Annotated in this window: 31 protein-coding genes and 1 tRNA gene; 13 read left to right on the forward strand and 19 right to left on the reverse strand. The window is 71.4% G+C overall.

The window, feature by feature from the left end; all coding sequences use genetic code 11:
* Positions 1–297: 297 nt before the first annotated feature.
* Positions 298–1,371 carry a hypothetical protein gene (locus AOK15_RS22495; RefSeq protein WP_240508551.1) on the reverse strand — a complete coding sequence of 358 codons (1,074 nt, stop codon included), beginning with the start codon at positions 1,369–1,371 and terminating at the stop codon, positions 298–300.
* Between the two features lie 121 nt (positions 1,372–1,492).
* On the opposite strand from AOK15_RS22495, the gene AOK15_RS22500 reads away from it, so the two are divergent.
* Positions 1,493–2,149: an SDR family oxidoreductase gene (locus AOK15_RS22500; RefSeq protein WP_055519714.1), complete on the forward strand. Its 657-nt coding sequence runs from the start codon at positions 1,493–1,495 to the stop codon at positions 2,147–2,149.
* 20 nt (positions 2,150–2,169) lie between these two features.
* Here AOK15_RS22500 and AOK15_RS22505 read toward each other — a convergent pair whose 3' ends face one another.
* Entirely contained in the window at positions 2,170–2,376 is a 207-nt protein-coding gene (locus AOK15_RS22505; protein WP_055519715.1) for a hypothetical protein, read from the reverse strand.
* A gap of 272 nt (positions 2,377–2,648) precedes the next feature.
* On the opposite strand from AOK15_RS22505, the gene AOK15_RS22510 reads away from it, so the two are divergent.
* Complete coding sequence (locus tag AOK15_RS22510) at positions 2,649–3,083, forward strand: cupin domain-containing protein (protein WP_055519717.1); 435 nt, start codon at positions 2,649–2,651, stop codon at positions 3,081–3,083.
* A 170-nt stretch (positions 3,084–3,253) separates the two neighbouring features.
* On the opposite strand, the gene AOK15_RS22515 is transcribed toward AOK15_RS22510, so the two are convergent.
* Positions 3,254–3,335, reverse strand: a tRNA-Tyr gene (locus tag AOK15_RS22515).
* A gap of 245 nt (positions 3,336–3,580) precedes the next feature.
* Between AOK15_RS22515 and AOK15_RS22520 the strand changes: the two genes are divergently transcribed.
* Positions 3,581–4,069, forward strand: a complete 489-nt coding sequence (locus AOK15_RS22520) for a YajQ family cyclic di-GMP-binding protein (protein WP_055519719.1) — start codon at positions 3,581–3,583, stop codon at positions 4,067–4,069.
* Between the two features lie 19 nt (positions 4,070–4,088).
* On the opposite strand, the gene AOK15_RS22525 is transcribed toward AOK15_RS22520, so the two are convergent.
* Both AOK15_RS22525 and AOK15_RS22530 read right to left on the reverse strand, forming a co-directional pair.
* The gene (locus AOK15_RS22525; protein ID WP_055519722.1) at positions 4,089–5,453 is read right to left on the reverse strand and encodes a tyrosine-type recombinase/integrase; all 1,365 of its coding nucleotides are present in this window, start codon (positions 5,451–5,453) and stop codon (positions 4,089–4,091) included.
* A complete protein-coding gene (locus tag AOK15_RS22530) occupies positions 5,446–5,949 on the reverse strand; it encodes a helix-turn-helix transcriptional regulator (protein ID WP_055519724.1) in 504 nt (167 codons plus the stop codon). Before AOK15_RS22530 ends, AOK15_RS22525 begins: the two co-directional genes overlap by 8 nt.
* Before the next feature lie 126 nt (positions 5,950–6,075).
* Between AOK15_RS22530 and AOK15_RS22535 the strand changes: the two genes are divergently transcribed.
* The 6 genes from AOK15_RS22535 to AOK15_RS22560 all read left to right on the forward strand — a co-directional run bounded on the left by AOK15_RS22535 (position 6,076) and on the right by AOK15_RS22560 (position 11,155).
* Positions 6,076–6,276, forward strand: coding sequence for a helix-turn-helix transcriptional regulator (locus AOK15_RS22535; protein ID WP_055519726.1), 201 nt, complete (start codon positions 6,076–6,078; stop codon positions 6,274–6,276).
* 185 nt (positions 6,277–6,461) lie between these two features.
* Positions 6,462–7,280, forward strand: coding sequence for a bifunctional DNA primase/polymerase (locus tag AOK15_RS22540; protein WP_055519728.1), 819 nt, complete (start codon positions 6,462–6,464; stop codon positions 7,278–7,280).
* Positions 7,277–8,584 carry an AAA family ATPase gene (locus tag AOK15_RS22545; RefSeq protein ID WP_055519729.1) on the forward strand — a complete coding sequence of 436 codons (1,308 nt, stop codon included), beginning with the start codon at positions 7,277–7,279 and terminating at the stop codon, positions 8,582–8,584. Before AOK15_RS22540 ends, AOK15_RS22545 begins: the two co-directional genes overlap by 4 nt.
* Before the next feature lie 106 nt (positions 8,585–8,690).
* Positions 8,691–9,173, forward strand: coding sequence for a phage terminase small subunit P27 family (locus tag AOK15_RS22550; protein WP_055519731.1), 483 nt, complete (start codon positions 8,691–8,693; stop codon positions 9,171–9,173).
* Between the two features lie 144 nt (positions 9,174–9,317).
* Positions 9,318–9,596 (forward strand): hypothetical protein, encoded by a 279-nt coding sequence (locus AOK15_RS22555; RefSeq protein WP_157870338.1) that lies wholly within the window; start codon positions 9,318–9,320, stop codon positions 9,594–9,596.
* 284 nt (positions 9,597–9,880) lie between these two features.
* Complete coding sequence (locus AOK15_RS22560; RefSeq protein ID WP_055519735.1) at positions 9,881–11,155, forward strand: phage major capsid protein; 1,275 nt, start codon at positions 9,881–9,883, stop codon at positions 11,153–11,155.
* 82 nt (positions 11,156–11,237) lie between these two features.
* On the opposite strand, the gene AOK15_RS22565 is transcribed toward AOK15_RS22560, so the two are convergent.
* Complete coding sequence (locus tag AOK15_RS22565; protein ID WP_055519737.1) at positions 11,238–11,789, reverse strand: GNAT family N-acetyltransferase; 552 nt, start codon at positions 11,787–11,789, stop codon at positions 11,238–11,240.
* A complete protein-coding gene (locus AOK15_RS22570) occupies positions 11,786–13,063 on the reverse strand; it encodes an NsdA family TPR-like regulatory protein (protein ID WP_055519739.1) in 1,278 nt (425 codons plus the stop codon). The genes AOK15_RS22565 and AOK15_RS22570 overlap by 4 nt, the downstream gene beginning before the upstream one ends.
* A gap of 175 nt (positions 13,064–13,238) precedes the next feature.
* Between AOK15_RS22570 and AOK15_RS22575 the strand changes: the two genes are divergently transcribed.
* The 3 genes from AOK15_RS22575 to AOK15_RS22585 are packed head-to-tail and all read left to right on the forward strand — an operon-like array spanning position 13,239 to position 13,818.
* Complete coding sequence (locus AOK15_RS22575; protein WP_240508552.1) at positions 13,239–13,439, forward strand: hypothetical protein; 201 nt, start codon at positions 13,239–13,241, stop codon at positions 13,437–13,439.
* The gene (locus tag AOK15_RS22580) at positions 13,436–13,633 is read left to right on the forward strand and encodes a hypothetical protein (protein WP_055519741.1); all 198 of its coding nucleotides are present in this window, start codon (positions 13,436–13,438) and stop codon (positions 13,631–13,633) included. The genes AOK15_RS22575 and AOK15_RS22580 overlap by 4 nt, the downstream gene beginning before the upstream one ends.
* Positions 13,630–13,818, forward strand: coding sequence for a hypothetical protein (locus tag AOK15_RS22585; RefSeq protein WP_055519743.1), 189 nt, complete (start codon positions 13,630–13,632; stop codon positions 13,816–13,818). The genes AOK15_RS22580 and AOK15_RS22585 overlap by 4 nt, the downstream gene beginning before the upstream one ends.
* A gap of 438 nt (positions 13,819–14,256) precedes the next feature.
* On the opposite strand, the gene AOK15_RS47120 is transcribed toward AOK15_RS22585, so the two are convergent.
* From AOK15_RS47120 to AOK15_RS22620, 8 genes are all read right to left on the reverse strand, one after another.
* Positions 14,257–14,607, reverse strand: coding sequence for a hypothetical protein (locus AOK15_RS47120; protein ID WP_055519745.1), 351 nt, complete (start codon positions 14,605–14,607; stop codon positions 14,257–14,259).
* On the reverse strand, positions 14,607–15,113 hold the full coding sequence (locus AOK15_RS22595; protein ID WP_055519747.1) for a hypothetical protein: 507 nt from the start codon (positions 15,111–15,113) through the stop codon (positions 14,607–14,609). Before AOK15_RS22595 ends, AOK15_RS47120 begins: the two co-directional genes overlap by 1 nt.
* 11 nt (positions 15,114–15,124) lie before the next feature.
* The gene (locus AOK15_RS45175) at positions 15,125–15,271 is read right to left on the reverse strand and encodes a hypothetical protein (protein ID WP_157870339.1); all 147 of its coding nucleotides are present in this window, start codon (positions 15,269–15,271) and stop codon (positions 15,125–15,127) included.
* Positions 15,268–16,080 carry a hypothetical protein gene (locus AOK15_RS22600; RefSeq protein WP_055519753.1) on the reverse strand — a complete coding sequence of 271 codons (813 nt, stop codon included), beginning with the start codon at positions 16,078–16,080 and terminating at the stop codon, positions 15,268–15,270. Before AOK15_RS22600 ends, AOK15_RS45175 begins: the two co-directional genes overlap by 4 nt.
* Entirely contained in the window at positions 16,077–16,499 is a 423-nt protein-coding gene (locus AOK15_RS22605; protein ID WP_055519755.1) for a hypothetical protein, read from the reverse strand. The genes AOK15_RS22600 and AOK15_RS22605 overlap by 4 nt, the downstream gene beginning before the upstream one ends.
* On the reverse strand, positions 16,496–16,858 hold the full coding sequence (locus tag AOK15_RS22610) for a DUF6907 domain-containing protein (protein ID WP_055519757.1): 363 nt from the start codon (positions 16,856–16,858) through the stop codon (positions 16,496–16,498). Before AOK15_RS22610 ends, AOK15_RS22605 begins: the two co-directional genes overlap by 4 nt.
* Positions 16,855–17,973, reverse strand: a complete 1,119-nt coding sequence (locus AOK15_RS22615; protein WP_055519759.1) for a DUF6907 domain-containing protein — start codon at positions 17,971–17,973, stop codon at positions 16,855–16,857. Before AOK15_RS22615 ends, AOK15_RS22610 begins: the two co-directional genes overlap by 4 nt.
* A 371-nt stretch (positions 17,974–18,344) precedes the next feature.
* Complete coding sequence (locus AOK15_RS22620) at positions 18,345–18,611, reverse strand: GlsB/YeaQ/YmgE family stress response membrane protein (protein WP_055519761.1); 267 nt, start codon at positions 18,609–18,611, stop codon at positions 18,345–18,347.
* A 191-nt stretch (positions 18,612–18,802) separates the two neighbouring features.
* Between AOK15_RS22620 and AOK15_RS22625 the strand changes: the two genes are divergently transcribed.
* A complete protein-coding gene (locus AOK15_RS22625; RefSeq protein WP_055519763.1) occupies positions 18,803–20,068 on the forward strand; it encodes an APC family permease in 1,266 nt (421 codons plus the stop codon).
* Here the strand turns inward: AOK15_RS22625 and AOK15_RS22630 are convergent.
* The 4 genes from AOK15_RS22630 to AOK15_RS22645 form a co-directional block, all read right to left on the reverse strand.
* Positions 20,062–20,457 carry a YccF domain-containing protein gene (locus AOK15_RS22630; protein WP_055519765.1) on the reverse strand — a complete coding sequence of 132 codons (396 nt, stop codon included), beginning with the start codon at positions 20,455–20,457 and terminating at the stop codon, positions 20,062–20,064. The two genes, AOK15_RS22625 and AOK15_RS22630, sit on opposite strands and share 7 nt — an antisense overlap.
* Positions 20,454–21,317, reverse strand: coding sequence for a zinc metalloprotease HtpX (gene htpX, locus AOK15_RS22635; protein ID WP_055519767.1), 864 nt, complete (start codon positions 21,315–21,317; stop codon positions 20,454–20,456). Before htpX ends, AOK15_RS22630 begins: the two co-directional genes overlap by 4 nt.
* Before the next feature lie 251 nt (positions 21,318–21,568).
* Complete coding sequence (locus AOK15_RS22640) at positions 21,569–23,116, reverse strand: NADH-quinone oxidoreductase subunit N (RefSeq protein WP_055519769.1); 1,548 nt, start codon at positions 23,114–23,116, stop codon at positions 21,569–21,571.
* Positions 23,113–23,806: proton-conducting transporter transmembrane domain-containing protein (locus AOK15_RS22645; protein ID WP_276206225.1), on the reverse strand; the 694-nt coding region annotated here is incomplete at its 5' end. The genes AOK15_RS22645 and AOK15_RS22640, both read right to left, overlap by 4 nt.

Below are 23,806 nucleotides of genomic sequence, written 5' to 3' on the forward strand. Positions count from 1 at the left end.
GCGTGGGGGCGTGGGGTTGGAGCGTGGAGGTGCGGCCTGCGGCGGGGAAATGAGCGGGGCACGCGCGCGTGGGTGTTCTCGTGCTCCACGCGTGCGTGCCCGGCCTTTTGAACCGTGCTGTTTTGAAGCGTGCTCAACGGGGGCCGGGGGCGGGGCCGGTGCTGACGACCGGCCCCGAAGTCGGCGGTCTGCCAGGCCGGTTCGTGCGCACGGACCTTGGCCGGCAGACCCTCCCGTGGCGACCGAGTCGGACCTAGCCGGACCGAGCCGGTGTCAGACAGTCAGGCGGTCAGGCGGTCAGACACCCAGCATTCCGCCGCCCAAGGGGCCGCCGAAGTCGTCGACCGGGATCTCGGAGGCGCCCTGGGGGGCGCTGATGTCGCCGGCCTTGCCGAAGGTGAGGACCAGGGGGGCCTTGGCGCCCTTCGGGTCCTCGGCGAGGACGGCGAGGTCGGTCTCGATCCGGGTCAGGTCACCGTTCTTGATGGTGAAGTCGACGGCGACCTTCTTGTTCGGCGCGTCCTTCAGGTCCTTCGCGGTGGGCAGTTCGGCGCCCGGCGGGAGGTCGTCCTCGAGCGGCTGGAGCTTGTCGAAGACACCGGTGAGCAGCTCGCGGAAGTTGGCCTTGGCCGTGATGACCTCGGCGCCGTCCTTGCCGTCCTTGGCCTTGAAGGTGACCTCACGGGCGATGACTCCGCGCACGGCGTCGAGGATCTTCTTCTGCGTCTTGGCGTCGAGTTCGCCGGAACCGCCGGAGCCGGAACCGCCCGCCTCCTCGCCGGCCTTCTCCAGGTCATCGGTGTTGATCTTGACCCAGTCGCCCTCGAAGAGCGGCTTCAGGTGCTGCTCGCTCTCGGGGAGCTCGTCGAGTTCGTCGGGCGAGGGCAACGGCACGCCCATCGCGTCGCCCATGGCCTCCATGTCGACGCGGTAGTACATGTAGTCGCCGACGAGCCGGTACTCGGTGAAGACCTTCTCGTCGGCCGAGATCTTCATACCGACGCCGACGAGGTCCTTCTCCCCGGAGTCGGCCAGCGGCTTCTTCGACTTGACCGTCACGTCGACGCTGAGCCCGGTGAAGAACTCCGCCATCTCCGGCGGCATTTCCTCGCTGTCCTCGCCCATCAGCGCGGTGAGGTCGTCCTGGTCCGCGTCGAGCCGCATGCCGAACGCCAGCGACTTCTGCTCGCCGAGCCGCTCGACGGCGTTGTCCACCTTCTGCCCCGCGCTGAGGTTCTGGACGGTGCCGCACGCGGCGACCGTGACGAGCACGGCGGCGGCGCAGCCGACCCCGGTGAACGCGCGGCGGAAGACGGGCGCCCCGGCGGCTGACGCGCGCGCCATGGACGTACGTACGGCGGATTTGTGCATGACGGTGATGACATCCCCCTAAGTTTTCGGCGTTCGCCGACACGGCGAACATTGTTGAGACACCCGAGGCGCCCGAATGGTTGCGCGGCGAACACATTCGTTCGGGCGTACGGTCGGAGACATGCGCATTGTCATCGCTGGAGGACATGGTCAGATCGCGCTGCGGCTGGAGCGGCTGCTCGCCGCGCGCGGGTACGAGGTCGCGGGGCTCGTCCGCCGCGCCGAGCACGCCGACGATCTGCGCGCGGCCGGCGCCGAGCCGGTGCACTGCGATCTGGAGTCGGCCTCGGTGGAGGAGGTCGCCGAACATCTGCGGGGCGCGGACGCCGCCGTGTTCGCGGCGGGCGCCGGCCCGGGCAGCGGCGCGGCCCGCAAGGACACGGTGGATCGCGGCGCGGCCGTCCTGTTCGCGGACGCGGCGGTACGGGCAGGTGTACGGCGTCATCTGGTGGTGTCGTCGATGGGGGCGAACCCGGACCACGAGGGCGACGAGGTCTTCGACGTATACCTGCGGGCGAAGGGCGAGGCCGACGCGTACGTCCGGGGGCTGGACGCCCTGGACTGGACGATCCTGCGCCCCGGTCAGCTGACGGACGACGCCGGCACCGGTCTCGTACGCCTGGAGGCGTCGACGGGTCGCGGGCCCATCCCCCGCGACGACGTGGCCGCGGTCCTGGCGGAGCTCCTGGAGACCCCGGCCACGGCCGGCCTGGTCCTGGAGACGATCAGTGGTTCGACGCCGGTCTCGGTGGCGGTGAAGTCGGTCGCGGGCAACTGAGGGCCGCTCGGCGGGGCCGGTCAGAAGAGGGGCAGCTGGCCGGGGAACTCCGGGACGGCGTATCCGTCGAGCGTGGGCTGGGCCGCCCCGACCTGGGCCTGCCTGCGCGATCCGGGGCACGACACGAGTTCCCCGCTCGCGCCCGGCGGGTCGTGCCGCGCGAACCGTCCGGCCACGACGGCGATCTCACGACGGCACTCGGGGCAGTTCCTGCGGCGCGATGACATGGGGTCAGTGTGCCCGGTGACGAGCGCGCCGAGTCGTCGGCTGTCCGTGGCAGGGCACGGCACGGCGGTATGGCACGGGGGGACGTCGGGACGGGGGCGTCGGCGCGAGGGGACGTCGCCACGGGGAGGGACGTCGCCGCGCAGGGACGTCGCCACGCAGGCATGACTCGGACGTGAATGATTCGCGGAGGAGATCCCCAACTGGCCCTGCCCGCCTCTATGTTCGCAGCGGATGCCATCGCGCGCCCCCACACGAGCCTGGAGGCCCCCTCATGCGTACCTCGCTCCGCGCCGCGACCGCGGGTGCGGTCGTCGCCGCGACGGTCCTGGCCGGCGGTAGCGCCCACGCGACTCCGCCCGGCCCCGGAGTCACGGCGAAGCTGATCGCCCAGGAGACGGTCGGCGACACCGACTACGTCGTCCGGGAGATCACCGTGCCGCCCGGTCAGGCCACCGGCTGGCACTTCCACGACGGGCCGCTGTACGGCTACGTGCAGCAGGGCACCCTCAGCCACTTCGACTCGACGTGCGCCTCCGACGGCGTCTACACGAAGGGCAGCGCGTTGCAGGAGCCGGCCGGCCCCGGCAACATCCACATCGGCCGCAACCTGGGCGACGTCCCGCTCGTGCTCACGGTGCTCTACGTCCTGCCGCACGGCGCCCCGTTCTCCCAGGACGCCCCGAATCCCGGCTGCCCGTTCGAGTAAGGGCGACGCCCGGCGGAACGAGCACGCCCGACGGGCGCATCCGCACCGTATCCGCCCCGTGAGACACGTCACCTCGCCGTCGCCGACGCCCGCCGAACAACGGCGGTGACACAACGAAGAAACCCCCTCCGATCCGCTTCTCAACGGATCGGAGGGGGTCTCCCTCCACGTGGCGGCGCCAGGATTCGAACCTGGGTAGGCTAAGCCGACGGATTTACAGTCCGCTCCCATTGGCCACTCGGGCACACCGCCTGGGATTTGCCACCCGTCGAACCGCTTTTCGGCGGTGCTCCGTGGCGACGACGTAAACGATACCTGATGCGTGGGGGTGCTTCGTCACCTGATTGATCAGTACTCGGAGGGGGCTGGGTGGCTAGGCTTGTCCGGATGCGGCGCGGGACCTGACACCGGGCTCGGCGATCGCCTTCGCGCGCGCCGGCACGTGCCCGGTGGTCCCGACACGCCCCCCGATACCCCGATACAAGGAGCCACAGGACATGGCCGACTCCAGTTTCGACATCGTCTCGAAGGTCGAGCGGCAGGAGGTCGACAACGCCCTCAACCAGGCCGCCAAGGAGATCTCGCAGCGCTACGACTTCAAGGGCGTCGGCGCCTCGATCTCGTGGTCCGGCGAGAAGATCCTGATGGAGGCGAACTCCGAGGACCGGGTGAAGGCCGTCCTCGACGTCTTCCAGTCCAAGCTGATCAAGCGGGGCATCTCGCTGAAGGCTCTGGAGGCGGGTGAGCCCCAGCTGTCCGGCAAGGAGTACAAGATCTTCGCGGAGATCCAGGAGGGCATCTCCCAGGAGAACGCCAAGAAGGTGGCGAAGATCATCCGCGACGAGGGCCCCAAGGGCATCAAGGCCCAGGTCCAGGGCGACGAACTCCGCGTGAGCTCCAAGAGCCGTGACGACCTGCAGTCCGTGATCGCCCTCCTCAAGGGCAAGGACTTCGACTTCGCGCTCCAGTTCGTCAACTACCGCTGACTCACTCGCCTGAGCTGCACTATCCGGATGTGATCTGAGCGGGAGGGCACAACGCGGGCACACCGCCGAGGACAGCCTCGATCGCGGCCCGCGTTGTGTCCTCGTCGTCCGGCCAGAGATGGGTGTAGGTGTCGAGCGTGATCGACGGCTTCGAGTGGCCGAGTCGCCGCTGAACCGTCTTCACGCTCTCCCGGTTCTTGATCAGCGCCGAGGCGTAGAAGTGGCGCAAGTCGTGCATGCTCGCCCCGTCGGGCACGCGCACCAGGGAAGGCTCCTCACCCTCGGGCCGGCCGCGCTGCACCCACTCCGCGTACGCCTCGGCGTAGACCTTGGAGAGCGCCTCGTTCGCCCGCTCCTCCATCCGCGTCCACACGTGCGACCAGCTCGCCCGCTTGATCACGCCGTTGCGGTCGTTGGTGAACAGCAACCGAGCCTTCCGGCGCCTCGGCTTGCGCGGGTCCGTCCGGTCCTCGATGTCCACCACGGCCGCCGGGAACTGCTGGAGGTGCGCGGCCAGGGCGTCCACCGCGACACCGACCAGCGGCACCGTGCGGTAGCTCTCGTGCGTCTTCGGCTCGCCGAGGTACGACTCGGGGGACTCCCCCTCGTCCTCGACGGCGTCCGTGTCCTTGTCCGGCGTGACGAGCTGCTGGCGCACGCGCACCTCGCGGCGCAGGAAGTCGATGCAGTCCACTTCCAGGCCGAACACCTCACCCTGCCGAAGCCCCGACGCCACGGCGAAGAGGACCATGGCGCGGTACCGGGGCGGTGCCGCCTCGATCAGGGCGTGAACGGCGTCCTTGTGGAGAGGGACGATCTCCGGGCGGCGCACCTCGGGAAGCTTGATGCCGGCGCACGGGTTCAGAGCGATCGTGCGGTCCCGTACAGCCGTGTGCATGATCGTGACCATGTAGGCGAACGTCACCCGCAGGGTGGACGGCGCGAGGGCCTGCGACCGGTCCTTCACCCACGCCTGCACCTCTGACGGACGGATGGTCACGATGGGCCGGTCCGCGAACGTCGGGTAGATGTGCAGCCGCAGGGCCCGCTCGACGCGCGAGGCGGTGCCGTCACGGTGCACAGCGGAGGTACGCCAGCGCTCGGCGACCGCGCGGAAGCTCTCCTTACCGGCCGCCGGGTCGACGTACAGGCCGCGGGCGAGGTCGGCCTCGATGGTGGCCGCGCGTGTGTCGGCCTGGCTGCGCTTGGCGAAGTTCTCCTTCTGCTGCTCGCCGGCCGTATCGCGCCAACGGACCTGCCAGCGCTTCCCCTTGCCGTGATCCTTACTGGGCACCAGGACGCGCGTCTTGCTGGAGTGCTCGGCGCACGGCTCGGCGCCCTTCTTCGGGCGGGAGAGGTGCCACCGGTCGTAGACGCTAGCCATCGGCAGTACCTGACTGCTCGGCGGCGCCCTCACCCTCGCCATGGATGGCCTGCGTAGCGGTGTTGAGCATGTCCATTCCCATGCTCAACTCCAGACCAATGCGCTGGTGCAGGTCGATCATCTGGCCAAACGCTGCGTGCACCCGCTGGAGGCTCTCCTGAGACTCGGCCAGCGCCGAGACCTTCCCCGCCTCGGGATGCAGCACCGCCGTGCGGTACGCGGCCCGATCAAGCTCCGCACCACTGGGTAGCTCCACGCCGTCGCCGCTGCCCAGGGGTAGCAGCAGGACAGTCACAGGCATCTCGAGCGCCAGCGCCAGCGCCAGCAGGTCCCGCGCCGTGAAGGCCCGGTTCCCGCGCTCCGCAGCATTGACGGCCTGCCTGCTCCAAGCCTTCTCCAGATAGGACCCGAGAGCTTCCCCGAGCTGAGCTTGAGACAGGCCGCGTACACGCCGTGCCCAAGCCAGCTTGCGGCCGATGGCTTCTTCGAGTTTCAAGGCTTCTCCTCGTCGGGTGACATGCAAAACCATGACAGACGACGAAGACGTTGACAAGCGGTACGCGGTAGTGACAACTTCAGCAACGACAGTCATTGAGAATCCGTCACCAGTTGGAGAGTCCCCGTGGACGACACGCAACGACGCAAGCGCGCTGGCCTTGCCACCCCGCCCGAGATCGCGGAGTTCTGCCGCGTGCCGGTGGCCACGGTCTACCAGTGGTCCAGCCGTGGCGGCGGCCCCAAGCTCATCAAGGTCGGACGGCACCTGCGGGCGCGGTGGGACGACATCGAGCGGTGGCTCGACGCTCAGACGATCTCTCAGTGAGAGGGGCCCCCACCAGGCCACCGGTGTTCCCGCACCGGACCGGCAGGGGCCCTGCCCGCACCGCAAACGCCGAAGCCCTGGGCATTTCGCTCGGCAGCGACCCAGGGCTTCAACACAGAACGGACCACCAGATGATGACACGCCCCGGCATCGCCGGACGACCTGAACCGGGAGGCGACAGGCCGTTGCTCGAGCACGCCCTCGCCTACGCTCAGCACGGTTGGGGCGTCTTCCCGCTCGTGGGCAAGACGCCGGCGATCCCCCGCGCGCACGAGGCCGGGCACCCCTGCCGGGGAGAGTGCGGCCAGCACGGGCATGGCTACCACGACGCGACCCGCGACCCCGCGCAGATCACCGCATGGTGGGACCGCTACCCGTCCGCCGGCATCGGCCTGCCCTGCGCGCCGAACGGCCTCGCGGTGGTCGACGTCGACCCGCGCAACGGCGGCCACGTGACGCTGTGCCGCATCGAGGCCGAGCACGGCCCGCTGCCCGCCACGCTCATGCAGCTGACGGGCGGCGACGGCCTGCACCTGGTCTACGCCCACCCCGGCACCGACCTGCCCGGCAAGCTCGGCCCCGGCATCGACGTGAAGGCCAACGGCTACATCGTCGCCGCGCCCTCGCTGCACCCGTCCGGCGCCCGCTACCGCTGGTCGGGTGACGGGCGGTTCACCCACCCTCTCACCCCATGGCCGATCTTCCTTGGAGCGCGCGCCACACCGCCGCGCCCGGTGCAGCAGATGGGGACGGCCCGCCCCTTCGACGGGCTCGTGGGCCTGGTCGCGTTCGTCCTCGAGGCCCGCGAGGGCGAGCGGAACTCCCGGCTGTTCTGGGCAGGGTGCCGCGCTCTCGAGCTGGTGCGCGCGGGCAAGGTCGACGGCGACGCCGTCCACGGCGCGCTCCTCGACGCTGCGGCCCGCATCGGCCTGTCGGACGCCGAGGCGTCGAGGACGCTGCGCAGCGCGGAACGGGCGCCGCGCCGGGCGGGAGCGGTCGCGTGACCAACCCCCGTGACGTGGCCCGCGAGATGCTCGAGAGCAACGGGGTCACCGAGGCCGCGCTCGCTCCCCGCCGCTCGCTGAAGATCACCCGCGCCTCGGACATCGAGCCTGAGCCCGTGGTGTGGGCGTGGGTCGACGAGGGCGAGGGCCGCGTGCCCGCCGGGGCCCTGTCGGTCGCGGCCGGCCGCGAGGGCACGGGCAAGTCCTCGTTCGGGATGTGGATGGCCGCGCACATCACCCGCGGCACCCTGCCCGGCTCCTTCTACGGGCGCCCTCGCGCTGTCTTCTACGTGGCCGTGGAGGACTCGTGGAAGCAGACGATCGTGCCCCGGCTCATCGGGGCCGGCGCAGACCTTGACCTCGTGTACCGCGTCGAGGCCGTGGAAGCCGAGTACGGCGAGACGACCCTCAGCCTCCCCCAGGACAACTCCCTGATGGAGCAGGCCATTGCCGAGCACGGCGTCGCCCTGGTCGTCCTCGACCCGCTCATGTCCTGCATCGGCAAGGGCATCGACACCCACCGCGAGCGGGACGTGCGCCTGGCCCTCGACCCGCTCGCGCGGATGGCCGACCGTACCGGCGCCGTGCTGCTCGGGATCGCCCACTTCAACAAGGGAGCCAGCACCGACCCGGCCTCCCTCATCACTGGCTCGGGTGCCTTCAAGAACGTCCCCCGCGCCGTGTTCGGGTTCGCCCGCGACGACGACAACGAATGCAGGGTGATGACCCAGGCGAAGAACAGCCTCGGCCGCGCGGACCTGCCCTCGCTGTCGTACCTCATCGAGTCGGCCACCGTGCCCACTCGGGCAGGGGACGCGAGAGTCGGCCGGTTCGTCTTCACCGGCCGCGCAGACCGCACCGTTGACGAGATCCTCTCCGCCGGGCAGGAGACCGACCGAGGCGAGCGCGACGTCGCCGCCGAGTGGCTCCGCGGCTACCTCGAGAGCCAGGGTGGCGAGGCCTCGAGCAAGGACGTGAAGAAGGCCGCGGCCGCCGACGACATCAGCGAACGCACCCTCCAACGCGCCATGCGCAAGGCAGGCGTCAAGGCCGAGCGCGCAGGGTTCGGCAAGGGCTCCGTGTGGCGGATCACCGAGCACTTCACCGACACACAGAGTGAGGACGCCCCCGCAGTCACGCCACAGTCGCGCCATTCGCGCCAGGACTCAGAGCCTGGCGCCAATGGCGCGAATGGCGGCGCCAATGGCGCGACTACCGAACAGACTTCACTCACCGTAACCGCAGACGATCACGACCAGCACGACCACAGCCCACCGGACCGCCCCCTCGCGAGGGCCGGATGAGAGGGGGAGGGGGAGTCGAAATCACCAGGACGCCCGTCCGGGGGCCCGCCGCGGTCAATGCGGCGTACGCCGACGGGCTTCAGAACCACTTCTGGAGAGGTACGAAATGCCTGCACGACGTAAGGGCCCGGCGATCCCGGCCGGGCTGAAGATCCTCGGGCCTGATCCTGCGGTCCGTCTCGCGAGAGAAGCGGAGATCGGTGGCAACGGTCTCACCTGGACCGACCCGCCGGAGATCCTCGACGAGGCCGGCCTACAGGAATGGGAGCGCCTGGCCTCGGTGTACGCCAACGATGCGACCCGCTTCCGGGAGGGCGAGCGTGCGGCCGTAACGGCGTACTGCTCGTACTGGTCGGCGTTCGCTGCTGCGGCCCGAGACGTGCGGGACCGCGGCCCGGTGGTCGAGGGTCGCTCGGACAGTGACCGGGGCCGCATGGTGAAGAACCCGGCGACGGTGGCGATGCGGGAGGCGTCACAGCAGCTGCGTTACTGGGCCCGCGAGTTGGGCCTGACGACGGACGCTCGAGTGCGCATCGGACTGACGGACTCGGACAGGAAGGATGATGACGATGACAACCCCTTCGCCTGATCAGGGCGAGGACGTGCAGGCACGCGCGGTGAGGGCTCAGCCGATCGTGACTGTGCCCATGCCGCGCAGAAAGTGGAACGACGACGAGACGATGGACCTGCCGGCGGATGCCGCCAGCCACTGGGACGAGAGGGCGTGGAACCGGTGCTGATCCGACCCTTGGACGGCCGGGAGGCGGCCGGGGCCCGGCTGCTCCTCGCGGTCATCGAGCACGTCGACTCGACGGACACCCTGCGGGGACCGTGGGTGTCCGAGACCGATGAGCGCCGGATCATGGACGGACGGGGCGATGTCTGGTTCGTGGCCGGCGACTTCGGCTCCGTGCAGCGCGTGTCCCTTCTGCTGTGCCCCTGCGCCTGCGCGGAGGTGACGACGTACGCCGACGGTGCCGAAGTGCGGCGCGTTGTCGGTCGTACGGCGTAGCCTGGGGGCAGGTTGATCGACGGCCAGCAGTTGGGACCGCGAGCGACTCATTCCGTGAGCACGGCCCTCGAGGCGTTGGCGGCGGCCACCGGTATCCACCCCGGCCGCCAAGTCGCCCGCCTCGAGCGCCGGTCCGGTACGTCGCCGCCCGCCCTCCGGTCCGCTCAGTTCGGCGCCGCCCGGTAGAGCTGCTGTGCCAGCCTCCCCGCGCGTCTCGAGGGCGCGGTGTCGAGGCCCGCCTCTGTGTACCGGGAAGAGACCCGACTTCCCGAAGGAGACGGCAGATGGCTGCCGACATCACGAAGCTGAAGAACGACGTACGCCTGCTCATGACCGAGACGCGTCTGATCGCCGACCGGGCCGCGGCCGAGGACCGCGCTTTCACCACGGAGGAAGCGGCCACCGTCAAGGCCAACCTCGCGAAGGGGAGGCAACTGGCGGATGAGATCATCGCGGCTCGCGGTGAGACCCGAGACAACTTTGACGACGCCAGCAAGAAGACTCTCGAGGACTTGGGGCACGCGATCGCCGGAACCGGCGGCAAGGCGTACAGGCAGACCCCGAGCGGGTACCACGAGCGGGTGCAGGGAGGCAGCAAGGCCGGCCAGCACCCGCGGGTGAAGGCGGCCGGGGGCTCCGACTGGGGCGCCCAGGTCGTCCTCGCGTCCTCGGACGGCCCCCAGTACAAGGGCATCCTCGCCTCGGGCGCGGTGCCGCTGACGGTTCCGCTCGACACCGAGCCGATCCGCCAGGGCGTGCCTGTGCTGGCCCTGCGACAGCTCATTCCGACCGAGATGGGCCCGTCCCGGTTCGGCTACCTGCGCCAGACCGTGCGGACGAACAACGCCGCCCCCGTGGCGCGCGGCGCGGTGAAGCCGACCAGCGTCTACACGTGGGAGCGCGTCGACGACCGGACGCGGACGATCGCTCACCTTTCGGAGCCGATCGCCCGCCAGGACCTGCGCGACGCACCGTCCCTCGAGCGCGTCCTGGACGTCGAGATGCGCCTGGGGCTCGAGCTGGCGCTCGAGGCGCAGATCATCAACGGCAGCGGGTCGGGCGAGAACATGACCGGGATCGCCAACGTGTCCGGCTCGCAGTCGCAGGCGTGGGACACGGACCTGCTCACGACCGCGCGCAAGGCGAAGACCAAGCTCGAGGTCCTGTCGTTCCTCGACGGCGCGGCGTACGTCATGCACCCCAACGACTGGGAGTCCGTGGAACTGCTCGCCAACAACGAGGCGGACTACTACCTCGGCGGGCCAGTCCAGACGGTGGAGGTCGCGGCCCGGCGCCTGTGGGGCCTGCCGGTCGTCTCGACGACCGCGCAGACTGCCGGCGTCGCGCACCTGGTGAACTTCCGGCTCGCGACCGAGTTGCAGGTCGTCGAGGACGTGCGGCTGGACTGGTCGGAGAACGTCTACGACCCGGACGCGCTCGGCGAGGGCGTCGGCGCCTCGGACTACACCCGCAACATGGTCCGCTTCCGGTGCGAGATGGACGCGGGTCTGAAGATCTTCCAGCCGTCGGCGATCGTCGAGATCGACCTCACGGCCTGAGCCCTCGTGCTGGTCCTGGTGCGCGGGCCAGCACGAGTCACGGCGCCCGGTCCTCCCCTGTGGGCCGGGCGCCGCCGTGTGCTCAGGGAAGGTCGAGCACCATGCAGTCGTAGACGGGGGCGTCCTCCCACGGGTGAGACTTGCCCACCTTGCGGTAGCCCCACGACGCGTATGCCGACTGTGCGGGCGCGGCCTCGGGCTCCGGTCGCATCGTCAGCGTCACCCGCTCCACCGCCAGGCCCTCGAGCAGCTGCTCGTGCAGTCCGGCCGCGATGCCCCGGCGGCGCCACGGTTTGCGCACGGCCAACTCGAGGACGGCGAAGGTCCGCTCGCCGGTCTCGCGGGTGGACTCGGGCGGGAGCGGCTCGAGCAGGTTGCCCCACCAGCCGGTATCGGCCGGGAGGCGGTACCCGTACGTGAATCCCACGACGTCGCCCCCGTCGCGGGCGAGCACGAGACGGAAGCCGGGGCGCGTACGGATCTGCTGCCGGTAGCGGTCGATGAACTCGGCGACGTCGCGGGGTCCTTCGCAGTAGGGCGGGTCCGCGTACACCTCCTCGTACGTGGCGAGGAACGTGTCGAGCTGGTCTTCCGCTTCCTGCCCCTCGTACCGCTCGTACGTCACCTCGGTCATCTGCCGTCTCCCTTCGTGTGGGCGTACTCCGCCAGTTCCCCGGCCGCCGTGCGGGCGCTGGTGGCGTCCACGGCGGCGAGGAGATCGTGCACCTCGGCCAGGCGCCGCGTGACCCGGCCCGACTCGACCTCTTCGAGGTGCTCGAGGCTGCCTACGGCCTCGGCGGCGCCCTCGTCGACTTCCCCGGCCCGTACGAGCCCCCTGGCGAGGGTGAGGCGGTACAGGGCCCGGTTACGGCCGTAGGTGCGGTCCTGGTGGGCGAGCGCGGCGCGCAGGAACGGCACGGCCGCCTTGTGGTGCCCGGCGTCGGTGTAGAGCAGGCCATGGGCGTAGTCGAGTTCGGCGTGCCCGTGGAACGCGGCCCACTCGGGGGCCGGCCGCCCTCGGTCGGCGCGTTCCACCATGCGCATGGAGTCGGCGAGCCGCTTGCGGGCGCTGCTCTGGTCGTTCATCAGGGCGAGCGCGCGGGCCTCGCGGGAGGCGATCAGAGACAGCAGCACGGCCGAGCCGAGCCCCACGGCGCGCTGGTGTGCCGCGCGGGCGAGGTCGTACCCGTCGCGGGGGCGGCCCTCGAAACTGGCCTGCATGCTCAGGGCCGCGAGCACGAGCACCTCGAGGCCCTCGTCGCGGAGCATGGTCGCGGTGGTCAGGGCCTCGCCCCAGTAGCGGCGCGCGGTGTCCTGTTCGTCGTTGTCGTAGTACAGCCAGGCGCAGTGTTCCGCGGTCTCCCCGGCGAGCAACTGGAGCTGGCGGCCGATGGTCTCGGGGTAGCTGCCGGTGTTGATGACGCGCCGGACGCGGGTCAGGTGCCGTACGGCGAGGGAGCGGACATCGCCCCCGCCGTATGCGTCGTCGAGGGTGTAGAGCGAGCGCAGGCCCTCGCGGAGCTCCACCAGGTGTGCTGTACCCACAGCCTCGGAGGATCCCAGGGCAAGGCCGGCGACAGCCCCGAGGGAATCGGCGACGAAAGCGCGTCGGTCCACGGACGCACCCTCGCGGAGGTCCGGCCCTGCGTCCGCCGTCGCGCTCGGTTCCGGTCCGGGGAAGCCGAGGTTGAGCGGACTCGTGCCGAACAGCGCGTGGAGCACCCGCCAGGCGCGCGGCCGGGGCCGGGGAGGTGCAGGGAGCCGCCAGCGCCGGAACTGCCGGTCGGTGACGGTGACCTGCTCGCCGACCAGGCTCGCAGCCGAGTCGAACGCGCGCAGGAACGCCCCTGGCTTCTCCCAGCCTCGTGCCGCGCACGCACGCGCGAACGGCGTCTGCTCGTCGTCCACTTCGCACCCCCGATGTGCTCGTGGTCCGACCGTAGCCGCTATGTCCGGCGCGGAAAGTCCGTCCGTCGCCGAAAAGTCCGCCGGAACGTCCGGGGCCACGTCCGGCACGGGCGCCCGGACGGGAGTTGTCTCGTAGTGAGACGAACCGGCGAAGGGAGTCACGGAAGTGCACCCCGTGCAGAAGACGACGATGGATCCGCCTCTCACCCTCGGGGTTCCCCGCAGCGAGCCGATACCGCCGGACGACTGCGGAGTGTGCGCCGCTCTGGCCAAAGCGCGCGCCGCGGCCAAGGAGCAGGGGGACATGTCGCGGGTCTCCGACCTCAACGTCGAGATCCGCAACCACCACGAGCCGCGCCGGAAGCGCCGGCGGTGACCGTGGAGACTCGCCAGAACACCGACGCCGGTAGCTCGTTCGCGTGGTGCTCGTGGCACCAGGGCTACACCCGCACCGCGCGCCTGGTCCGCCTTCCCGCGGACCAGGGCTCCGGGGCGGGCGCTCCCGGCCTGTTCGCGTGCGCGCCGTGCCGGTACGCGCTCGACCTCGTGCCGGTGGCTGATCAGTCATGAGCCAGCGCACCATCCCCACCGTGTGGACGCTGTCCCGCGACGTACGGGAGGGCCGGCGCTGCGTCTGGTGCAGCAAGGCGCTCGGTGACGATGCTGTCCCGGCGGGCATGGCGCGCGGCTACTGGGGCGCCCACGACCGGAGCGTGCGCGTCGACTCCTGCCCGGCCTGCGCCGAGGCGAGCTGACTTCGGGGACGGTCAAACGTCCATCGGTGGCCCCCTTGACGGGTGGCCGACCCCGGAGAGGGCGGGCGCACAGTGCCGACGAGTGCTCCGCCTTCCGCCGGTCCGGCCGCCGCCCTCATCCCCACGAGGGCGGCGGCCGGGCCGGTACCCCTCAGACCCCCGGCCCGGCCGCGAGATCCTCCCCCAGGCGGAGCGGCCGGGCCGGGTCCTGCGCAGGCGCCCACGCGCGAGGTGCGCCGTGCTCACCCCGATGGTGAGCCGCAGACAGAACGGCCCCCAGACGGTGTCTGCCGTCCGGGGGCCGCTCTGTCATGTCCGATCTGAGGGTTTGGATAATATACAAACCCTCAGATCCCGGTTACTTCTGGTGTGGGCAGTTCTGCACCCACCAGCCGCACTCGGCGCAGTACTCGTGAACGCGGGCGAGGAAGCGTCGGATCATGGCTCGGTCACCTCCTCCTCGCCGATCTCCTGGCGCTCGGGGTGGAGGATCGTCACCCCAGCCGCAGGGCGGACCACTCTCGCGATCACACTCGTCTCACCTGCGTAAACGTCTCCACGAGAGGGGGGCACGGTGGGGGAGGGGAGGGCTAGGTCCGTACCTTTGCGGCGTGCCGAGCGGTACAGGGCGACCGCCCCGGCGACGACGACCAGGAGCACGCCCGCGGCCTCGTCGACGGCGAACGCCACGGCCACCAGGCCCCCGCCGAGGACGGCGAGGACGCACCCGCCGGCCGCCCTCGACGGCTCCTCCTCCGCGGGCTCCTCGGCGCGCTTCTTCGCCGCCATCACAGCGCCCCGTACACGGCGTTGCCGACCCAGTTCGCCGCCTGCGCGAGGGGCACCGCGGCGAACCCGGCGATGCCCGCGCTGGTGCCCAGGCAGATGCCGCACCAGGCGCCGCGCTTGATCTCGCCGCCGTGCCTCGACTTCTTCGCCGCGGCGATGACGGCGATGGTCAGGATGAGCACCAGCGCGTTGCCGGGCCCGGACAGGGGGACGAACGTGGCGCGGGCGGCGAGCTGACCGCTGCTCTCGCCGACGCCCCACACGAGGGCGACGTCGCCGAGCCAGTTGGACAGGCCGAGGGTGGCGCTGGACGCGGTGCCGATCAGGCCCCCGACGCCGAGCGTGGTGAGACAGCCGTAGCACCAGGCGGCGAGGAACGGCAGCAGCTCGGCCGCGTGCCGGACGGGGTCCTTCGTGAGGGCCTTGCGGCCGGGGAACCAGGTGACGAGCTGGTGGACGAGAACGCAGATGCCGACGGTGACGCCGCCGAAGGTGACGTAGTTCATGGGTGGCTTCCTCAGCGGAGGATGGCCGCGCCGAGCGCGGCGAGGATGAGCACGAAGGTGACTGTCCCGGTGATGCGGGGGACGTCGTGGAGCGCGACAGCGCACAGGCCGAAGAGGCCGAGCAGGGCCGACAGGCCGAAGAACACGGCGAGGATCACGAGCCGTCTCGAGCGGTCCTCAACAGGCGCCGGCCGTAGCCGTCGGAGACGCCGAGCCTGGTTCCGATCTCGGTTCCGGTCAGGTCCGGTTCGCTCTCGAGCCAGTGCCGCACGGTGGCGACGCGGGCCTCGAAGGTCGTGTTCTGGCTGTCGATGCTCTCGAGGTCGGCGGCGCCGGTTCCGGTCGGCGGAACCGAGGGCGGAACTGGTTCCGGCGCCGGTTCCGGCCCGCACCCGGCGGGGTCCTCGGCGGGCGCGTAGCCGTCCGGTAGCCGCAGGTCGAGGCCGGTTCCGCCTCGAGTGCTGCCGGTTCCGGCCGCCAGTTCCGCCACCGGGGTCCACGGGCCGAGGACGGGCCCGACGGGGGCCGCGTCGGCGGGGTCCTGGTCCCGCTCGACGACGACCGGTTCCGCCCGTTCGGGGGCCGGTTCCGCCGGGGCGGAACTGCCCTCGAGGACCGGCGCCTTCACCGCGGGCGCCGGTTCCGCCTGGTGCTCGCCGAGGCGGTGCACGCGCCACAGCACGAGCGGGGCGACCGCCGAGACGGCGACCACGAGGGGGACGTCGACCGGCAGGAGACCGACCTCGACGAGATGGCTCGCGGCGTTCACGCCGATGAGCACGGCGACGACCGCGAGGACGTCCCGGCGGGCGCGGAGCGCGGCGAGCGCGTACACGTCGAGGGCCGCGGGGACGCCGGCGGCGACGTACTGGCCGAAGCCGCACGCCACCGCCAACCGGTACTCCGCCGAGGCGAGGACGACCAGGACCGCGACCAGCGCGGCCCACAGCAGTGGATCCCGCTTCACCGGCCCTCACCGCCGTACCGCTTCGGGTCGCAGATCCTGCACACGTGCTCGGCGCCGCCGTCGTGGCAGTTGTCGACGCACCACCGGCACCACGGGCTGTCACCGTGACGGGCACGCCCGTCGAACCGGGTATCGGCGGGGTCGAACGGGGTGGAACAGCGGCGGCACCGGTTGCGCTCCCGCTCGGCGGCCTCGGCCTCCTCGGCGGTCAGCTTCTGCCGCAGGTAGTCGACGTTCCAGCCGAGGTCAGCGGACGCCTCGGCGAGCGCCGGACCGACGGTCGTACGCGCGAGCGCGGCCCGCTCGAGGACCCGCCGGTCGTAGTCGGGGCTGTCGTACGGGAGGGTGAGCGCCTCGAGGACGGCCGCCAGGAGCGCGCGCAGGTCGCGGGCCTCCGTGGACGGGGTCGGCTTGCTCATCGCTCACCCCCGGCGAGGATCGCGGCGAGTTCCCGCGCGTGCTGGCGCAGCTGCTCGGCCTGCTCGACGAACCGGGCGGCGAGCGCCTCGAGGCCGGCGGGGTCGAGGGTGTGGGCGTAGCCGCTCTGCTCGACGTACACCCCGGTCGTACGGCTGGCGCTCTCCGAGTGCGGCGCCTGCACGAGCATCACCGCGTAGAGGTCCTCGCCCTCGAAGGTGAAGGCGTGCTCGGGGCCGTAGTGGGTGAGGTCGACGAAGTGGACGGGGACGTGCGGGTCGTGTCCCGCGCACCACGCCGGTTCCGGGATCGTGACGTCGCCGCGGTCGAGCGTCGCGAGGGTGACGGTGCTCAGGCTCATCGGGCACCGCCCCGCAGCGCGTCGAGCTGCTCGCGCAGGACGCGCAGACGGCGCGCGAAGGCGTTCAGGTCGGACAGCAACCCGTCGACGTCCTCGACGTCGAGTTCGTGGGCACCCTCGCCCACCACGAGTCGCGGAGCGTCGCCCGCCCACTGGCTCAGGTACACCTCGGGGAACTCCCCGCCGACGGGGCCGGCCATCGTCACGCGCGGCCCGGCGCAGTGAACGTCCTCGGGAGAACGTCGCTGCGCCTGGTGGTCCGTCACGCACCCCCCGCCGAGGCCGGCGCACTCCCCACGCCGCTCGGTGGACACCGACTCCTGCGCCAACTGCGCGTGCAGGGCGCGCAGGCCCTCGAGGAACTCCGCGACATCGGCGACGACCTCCCCGGCCGCCTCGGGCGCCAGGGCCACGCCCTCGGCCCCGTCGTCGAACGACAGGCCCGGCCTGCCGCAGTCACTGTCCGCGTACAGAGCCGCGCTCAACAGGGCCCCAGGGGCGCCGCTGGTGCCCACGGGCGCCCTCAGCACGACCTCGGCGCTCTCGTGCTCCGTGAGGGTCTCGCCGGACGGCCAGCGGCGCTCGAAGCACTTCCCCGGCGCACACCAGGCGTAGTGGCCCGGCTCCTCGGGCCCGAGGTCGCGGCTCGCTGCGGGCGTGACAGACGTGACACAGGCGTACCGGGCGAGGCCCTCGAGACTGCCGGCGAACGCGCGCAGCTTCGCCGCCTCGGCCACGGCCTGCTGCGGGGTCAAGTCCGCCTCGGCGAGACCGACGATCGGCCCGTTCCCGAAGTCCAGAAGGCGGGCGTCAATGTAGGGGTGCGCCTCACCAGGGGCGCGCAGCGCGACGGCGGCGCTCACGTGGTCGCGGTGAGGCTTCGGCTCGAAGCACCACTCGGGGCACTCCGCGGACTCCTCGTCGAGGAAGGCGGCCACGGCCGGGAACTGCGCGTCGACCGACCGGCGGACGGCCTCACGCTCCTGCTCGGCGAGGATCTCCGCCACGGTGGTCTGCGCCCTGGTGCGGGCCACGCTCGGGTTCGCGCGGGCCTCGTCGGCATCGGCGAGGATCTCGCCGAAGTCCATCGGGGCGATCTGTACGGTGGTGCTCATGGTCTGGACTCCTTGATCACGGTGGGTCTGGATCAAGGCGCCGTTCGATGGGTTGCAGCCATCGGGCGGCGCCGCTCTGTCTGCGCGAGGCAGACGAGCGGAGTCCGGGGGACCGCGGGCACCCGAGGGCACACTCAGGGCACAAGGCCCCGAATAGCGGTCCGAAACGGTGGCAAGTACTGACAGTAGTTTCCGCACGTCAACCGCCCTTTCAGCGGTAACGTGCAGGTCAGGCGATCAAGCGGACGGTACGTCAACTACCGGTAGACGTACCGGAGGGTGGGCCCTCGGCCGGAGCCAGGGCCCACCCGCGGTGCGGCGCGCGGTGGACGTGCGGCGGGTGCGCGACCCGCAGGGACCGCGGTCGCCGTTCAGCGTCGGGAGTGGCCGAACAGCAGGCGGTAGGCGATCAGCAGGACCAGGGAGCCGCCGATCGCGGCCGCCCACGTGGCACCGTCGTAGAAGCCCTTGCTGATCGGGTGGTCCAGCCAGCGGGCGGAGATCCAGCCGCCGATGAACGCTCCCGCGACGCCGATGAGGGTCGTGCCGATGAAGCCGCCCGGGTCGCGGCCCGGCAGCAGGAACTTGGCGATGGCGCCGGCCAACAGCCCCAGAACGATCCAGCCGATGATGCTCATGCCGTGAACCTGCCCTTTCGCGCCGTGCCTGTCCCGCGCCCTGGGTGTCGTCTGCGTCACGTCGTTCCCGACGGTCGCGTACGCGGTTCCTGAGGGGTTCCGTGGTGCCGGGGCCCGGTCGTCGTGCTCTGTTGTCCTCAAGGACGCCTCCCGTACGTCCGGTGGTTGCGCTGGTCAGTAGGGTGCGGCTCATGACGCAGCCCGTTTCGGCCGCCCCTTTGCGGCGCACGCTCGGCGTCGGGGACGCGGTGGTCGTCGGCCTCGGATCGATGGTCGGCGCGGGTATCTTCGCGGCGCTGGGGCCCGCGGCGCACGCCGCCGGGTCCGGGCTGCTCCTCGGTCTCGCGCTCGCCGCCGCCGTCGCCTACTGCAACGCCATGTCCTCCGCCCGGCTCGCGGCCCTCTACCCCGCCTCGGGCGGCACCTACGTGTACGGCCGTGAGCGGCTCGGCGCCTTCTGGGGGTACCTGGCCGGCTGGTCGTTCGTCGTCGGCAAGACCGCCTCGTGCGCGGCCATGGCGCTCACCGTCGGGGCTTACGTCTGGCCGGAACAGGCGCACGCCGTGGCCGTGGCCGCCGTCGTGGCGCTGACGGCCGTGAACTACGGCGGCATCCAGAAATCGGCCTGGCTGACGCGGGCGATCGTCGCCGTCGTGCTGGCGGTCCTCGCCGCCGTGGTCGTCGTGTGCCTCACCTCCGGCCGGTCCGACGCCGGGCGGCTGGACATCGGGGCGTCGGGCGGCGTGGGCGGGGTGCTCCAGGCAGCCGGACTGCTGTTCTTCGCGTTCGCCGGGTACGCGCGCATCGCGACCCTCGGCGAGGAGGTGCGCGATCCGGCGCGCACCATCCCGCGCGCGATCCCCCTCGCACTGGGCATCACGCTCGTGGTGTACGCGGCCGTCGCGGTCGCCGTGCTGTCCGTGCTGGGATCGGGCGGTCTCGGGCAGGCGTCGGCGCCGCTGGCCGAGGCGGTACGGGCGGCCGGGGCGCCGGGGCTCGTGCCAGTGGTGCGGGTCGGTGCGGCGGTGGCCGCGCTGGGGTCGCTGCTGGCGCTGATCCTGGGGGTCTCGCGGACGACGCTCGCCATGGCCCGCGACCGGCATCTGCCGGGGGTCCTGGCCGCCGTGCACCCCCGGTTCCAGGTGCCGCACCGGGCGGAGCTGGCCGTCGGCGCGGTGGTCGCCGTGCTGGCCGCGACCGTCGACGTCCGGGGCGCGATCGGCTTCTCCTCGTTCGGCGTGCTCGCCTACTACGCGGTCGCCAACGCGTCCGCCTGGACGTTGAGTTCCGCGCCGGTCTCTCGGATCGTGCCCGTCGTGGGGCTCGTCGGCTGCGTCGTCGTGGCGTTCGCGCTGCCCTGGGTGTCGGTGGCGGTGGGCGCCGCCGTGCTGGGCGCCGGGGCCGCGGCCTACGGCGTACGGCGGTGGTGGCACCGCCGCGGCGGCGCCGGTCAGTAGCGTCCGGCGAAGGGCTCGTCCGTGGAGATGATCTCGCGGCCCAGGGGCATCAGGGAGAGCGGGACGAGCTTGAAGTTGGCGATGCCGAACGGGATGCCGATGATCGTGATGCAGAGCGCCAGGCCCGTGAAGATGTGGGTCAGCGCGAGCCACCAGCCCGCGAGGACCAGCCACAGGACGTTGCCGACGCATGAGGGCGCGCCCGCGTCACGGCGCTCGATCGTCGTGTACCCGAAGGGCCACAGGGCGTAGACGCCGATACGGAACGCGGCGATACCGAAGGGGATGCCGATGATCGTGATGCAGAGGAGGAGTCCCGCGACCACGTAGCCGAGGAAGAGCCAGAAGCCGCTGAGGATGAGCCAGATGATGTTGAGGATCGTCTTCACTGGGGGCGACCTGCCATCTTCTCGAGTCGGGCGATGCGTTCGGCCATGGGCGGGTGCGTGGAGAACATCTTCGAGAAGCCCTGACCGGGCCGGAACGGGTTCGCGATCATCATGTGGCTCGCCGTCTCGATGCGGGGTTCGGGGGGCAGCGGAAGCTGTTTGGTGCCCGTTTCGAGCTTGCGCAGGGCGGCGGCGAGGGCCAGCGGGTCGCCGGTGAGCTGGGCGCCGGAGGCGTCCGCCTCGTACTCCCTGGACCGGCTGATCGCGAGCTGGATGAGGCCGGCGGCGAGCGGGCCCAGGATCATGATCAGCAGCATGCCGAGGAGACCGGGGCCGTCATCGTCGTCGGAGCGGCCGATGGGGATCAGCCAGGCGAAGTTGACCAGGAACATGATCACGGAGGCGAGGGCTCCCGCGATCGATGAGATCAGGATGTCGCGGTTGTAGACATGGCTCAACTCGTGGCCGATGACACCGCGCAGCTCCCGTTCGTCCAGGAGGCGGAGGATGCCGTCCGTGCAGCACACGGCCGCGTTGCGCGGGTTGCGGCCCGTCGCGAACGCGTTCGGGGCGTCGGTCGGGGAGATGTACAGGCGAGGCATGGGCTGCCTGGCCTGGGTGGAGAGCTCGCGGACCATGCGGTACAGGGCGGGAGCCTCGAACTCGCTGACCGGGCGGGCGCGCATCGCGCGTAGAGCCAGCTTGTCGCTGTTCCAGTAGGCGTACGCGTTCGTGCCGAGGGCGACGACGACCGCGATGATCAGGCCCGTCCGGCCGAAGAGGCTGCCTATGACGATGATGAGTGCGGACAGTCCCCCGAGGAGTACGGCGGTCCTGAGCCCGTTGTGCCGGCGGTGCACGGTACGCCCTCCAAGTCGTGCGGCAGGGGAACCCTTTGTCTGCTGTCGCTGTTGACTCCACCTCTCAGTGGACCCTCCCGTACTGGTCAACGCGAGGCGGAGAGCACTAGTTCCCTTGTGCGCACGGGCCGGGGCGGGGCCGTCCGGGTGACGGCCGGACGCCTGGGCACGCACGCGTGTACGGGGCATCGAGTGCCCACGCGTGCGTGCCGGATGCGAGGGTGGTGGCTGTGCCCGTCGGCCGGCCGCCTCTAGAACAGGGCGGTGTCGGCGAAGCGCAGGATCAGTTGGGGGGCTCCGGAGAGGGCGATAGCGACGATTCCGGTGAGGGCGATCGCGAGGGTGAGCGGGGCGGGGACGCGGTGCGGCTCGGGTTCGCCCTCGGGGGCGCGGAACAGCAGCGCGGTCCACTGGAGGTAGTAGAACAGCGCGATCACGACGTTGACGGCCATGACGACGGCGAGCCAGCCGAGGCCCGCGTCGACGGCCACCGAGAAGACGGTGACCTTGGCGAACAGGCCGATGATGCCCGGCGGCAGTCCGGCGAGGCAGAGCAGGAAGAAGCCCAGCAGCAGCGCGGTCAGGGGGCTCGACGCGTAGAGGCCTCGGTAGTCGCTGACGCGGTTGAGGGTCCTGGTGCGGCCGACGAGGGCGGCCACGGCGAAGGCGCCGAGGTTCACGGCCGCGTACATCAGCGCGTAGGCGACGGTGGAGCCGATGGCCCGCTCGGCGTCGTCGGTGTAGGCGGCGGCCGCGATCGGCACCAGGAGGTAGCCGGCCTGGCCGACGGAGGACCAGGCGAGCAGCCGGACCGCGCTGTACGCGCGCGTGGAGCGCTGTCTGAGGGCGCCGACGTTGCCGACGGTCATGGTGAGGGCGGCCAGCGCGGCGAGGGCGGGGCCCCAGACGTCGGCGTACGACGGCAGGGCGACGACGGTGACGAGGATGAGCCCGGAGAAACCGACCGCCTTGCCGACGACCGACAGGTAGGCGGCCACCGGGAGGGGCGCGCCCACATAGGTGTCGGGGACCCAGAAGTGGAACGGCACGGCGGCCGTCTTGAAGGCGAAGCCGATGAGGGTGAGGACGACGCCGGTCTGGGTGACGGTGTGGAGCTGGCTGTCGACGTTCTGGACGCGGTCGGCGATCTGGGTGAGGTAGAGGGTGCCGGTGGTGGCGTAGACGAAGCTGATGCCGAGGAGGCTGACGGCGGTCGCGGTGACGGACGACAGGAAGAACTTCAGGGCCGCCTCGGAGGACCGCTTGTCGCCGTGGCGGATGCCGACCAGGGCGAACGCGGGCAGCGAGGCGACCTCCAGGGCGACGACGAGGGTGGCGAGGTCGCGGGCGGCGGGCAGGAGGGCGGCGCCCGCGGCGGACGACAGGAGCAGGAACCAGAACTCCCCGGCCGGCAGCTCCCTGCGGTCGTCCTTGAGGGCCGTCATCGACAGCAGGGCGGCGAGGAGGGCGCCGCCGAGCACCATGAACTGGATGACGAGGGTGAAACGGTCGGCGGTGTAGCTGCACACGTCCGGGCTGCCGCTCAGGCAGAAGGTGGCGCGGTCGCCGTCCAGGAGGGGCACCAGGGCCAGCAGGGACAGGGCGAGGCCCGCGACGGACACCCAGCCGAGCAGGGCCTTCTTCGTGTCGCCCACGAAGAGGTCCGTGACGAGCACGGCGAGGCCGACGACGGCGGCGATCGTGGGCGGCGCGACGGCGAGCCAGTCGACGGACTGGACGACCGACTCGGCCAGCGGCTGGGCCGACTGCGGGGCCGTCGTCAGGGCCAGGGAGCTCATCGGGTGCCTCCTGCGAGGAGCTGCTGCACGGCCGGGTCGGTCAGGCCGAGGAGGGCCGCGGGCCAGAGACCGGCGAGGACGGTGAGGGCGACGAGCGGGGTCCAGGCCGCGAACTCGTACGTCTGTACGTCGGCGAGCCGTGGCCCCTCCTGCGGAGTGCCGCCCATGCAGACGCGGCGGACCACGATCAGCATGTACGCGGCGGTGAGAAGGGTGCCGAACGCGCCGATCGCCATGAAGGTCAGGAAGGCCGGGCGGCTGAGGCCGTCGGCGGGGCGGAACGCCCCGAACAGGGCGAGCATCTCGCCCCAGAACCCGGCGAGGCCGGGCAGTCCGAGGGAGGCGACGGCGCCGAACGCGAGCAGGCCACCGAGGCGCGGCGCCCTGCCGTAGAGGGCGGCGCCGGTCTGGAACTGATTTGGCGCGGCGGAGCCGCTCGTTGAGGGGTGGCGGTCGGGCGACGGGAGGGCCAGGGTGTCGAGGTCGGTGGTGCCGGTGCGGTCCTTGAGGGCGCCGACGAGGAAGAACAGCAGGCCGGTGATGAGGCCGTGGGCGATGTTGGCGAACAGGGCGCCGTTCACACCGGTCGGGGTCATCGTCGCGATGCCGAGGAGCACGAAGCCCATGTGGCCGACGGAGGAGTACGCGATGAGGCGCTTGAGGTCGCCCTTCGCGCCCGGCCGGGCGCGA

Origin of the sequence: Streptomyces ossamyceticus, from assembly GCF_001418475.1 — a bacterium.
Lineage (GTDB): Bacteria > Actinomycetota > Actinomycetes > Streptomycetales > Streptomycetaceae > Streptomyces > Streptomyces ossamyceticus.

Coding starts and splice junctions, on each gene's coding strand:
- AOK15_RS22615 (WP_055519759.1), bottom strand. CDS start 17,973: ATGAGCACCACCGTACAGATCGCCCCGATGGACTTCGGCGAGATCCTC.
- AOK15_RS22640 (WP_055519769.1), bottom strand. CDS start 23,116: ATGAGCTCCCTGGCCCTGACGACGGCCCCGCAGTCGGCCCAGCCGCTG.
- AOK15_RS22560 (WP_055519735.1), top strand. CDS start 9,881: ATGGCTGCCGACATCACGAAGCTGAAGAACGACGTACGCCTGCTCATG.
- AOK15_RS22510 (WP_055519717.1), top strand. CDS start 2,649: ATGCGTACCTCGCTCCGCGCCGCGACCGCGGGTGCGGTCGTCGCCGCG.
- AOK15_RS22525 (WP_055519722.1), bottom strand. CDS start 5,453: ATGGCTAGCGTCTACGACCGGTGGCACCTCTCCCGCCCGAAGAAGGGC.
- AOK15_RS22595 (WP_055519747.1), bottom strand. CDS start 15,113: ATGAACTACGTCACCTTCGGCGGCGTCACCGTCGGCATCTGCGTTCTC.
- AOK15_RS47120 (WP_055519745.1), bottom strand. CDS start 14,607: ATGGCGGCGAAGAAGCGCGCCGAGGAGCCCGCGGAGGAGGAGCCGTCG.
- AOK15_RS22500 (WP_055519714.1), top strand. CDS start 1,493: ATGCGCATTGTCATCGCTGGAGGACATGGTCAGATCGCGCTGCGGCTG.
- AOK15_RS22625 (WP_055519763.1), top strand. CDS start 18,803: ATGACGCAGCCCGTTTCGGCCGCCCCTTTGCGGCGCACGCTCGGCGTC.
- AOK15_RS22495 (WP_240508551.1), bottom strand. CDS start 1,371: ATGCACAAATCCGCCGTACGTACGTCCATGGCGCGCGCGTCAGCCGCC.
- AOK15_RS22610 (WP_055519757.1), bottom strand. CDS start 16,858: ATGAGCCTGAGCACCGTCACCCTCGCGACGCTCGACCGCGGCGACGTC.
- AOK15_RS22620 (WP_055519761.1), bottom strand. CDS start 18,611: ATGAGCATCATCGGCTGGATCGTTCTGGGGCTGTTGGCCGGCGCCATC.
- AOK15_RS22550 (WP_055519731.1), top strand. CDS start 8,691: ATGCCTGCACGACGTAAGGGCCCGGCGATCCCGGCCGGGCTGAAGATC.
- AOK15_RS22605 (WP_055519755.1), bottom strand. CDS start 16,499: ATGAGCAAGCCGACCCCGTCCACGGAGGCCCGCGACCTGCGCGCGCTC.
- AOK15_RS22565 (WP_055519737.1), bottom strand. CDS start 11,789: ATGACCGAGGTGACGTACGAGCGGTACGAGGGGCAGGAAGCGGAAGAC.
- AOK15_RS22520 (WP_055519719.1), top strand. CDS start 3,581: ATGGCCGACTCCAGTTTCGACATCGTCTCGAAGGTCGAGCGGCAGGAG.
- AOK15_RS22585 (WP_055519743.1), top strand. CDS start 13,630: ATGAGCCAGCGCACCATCCCCACCGTGTGGACGCTGTCCCGCGACGTA.
- AOK15_RS22505 (WP_055519715.1), bottom strand. CDS start 2,376: ATGTCATCGCGCCGCAGGAACTGCCCCGAGTGCCGTCGTGAGATCGCC.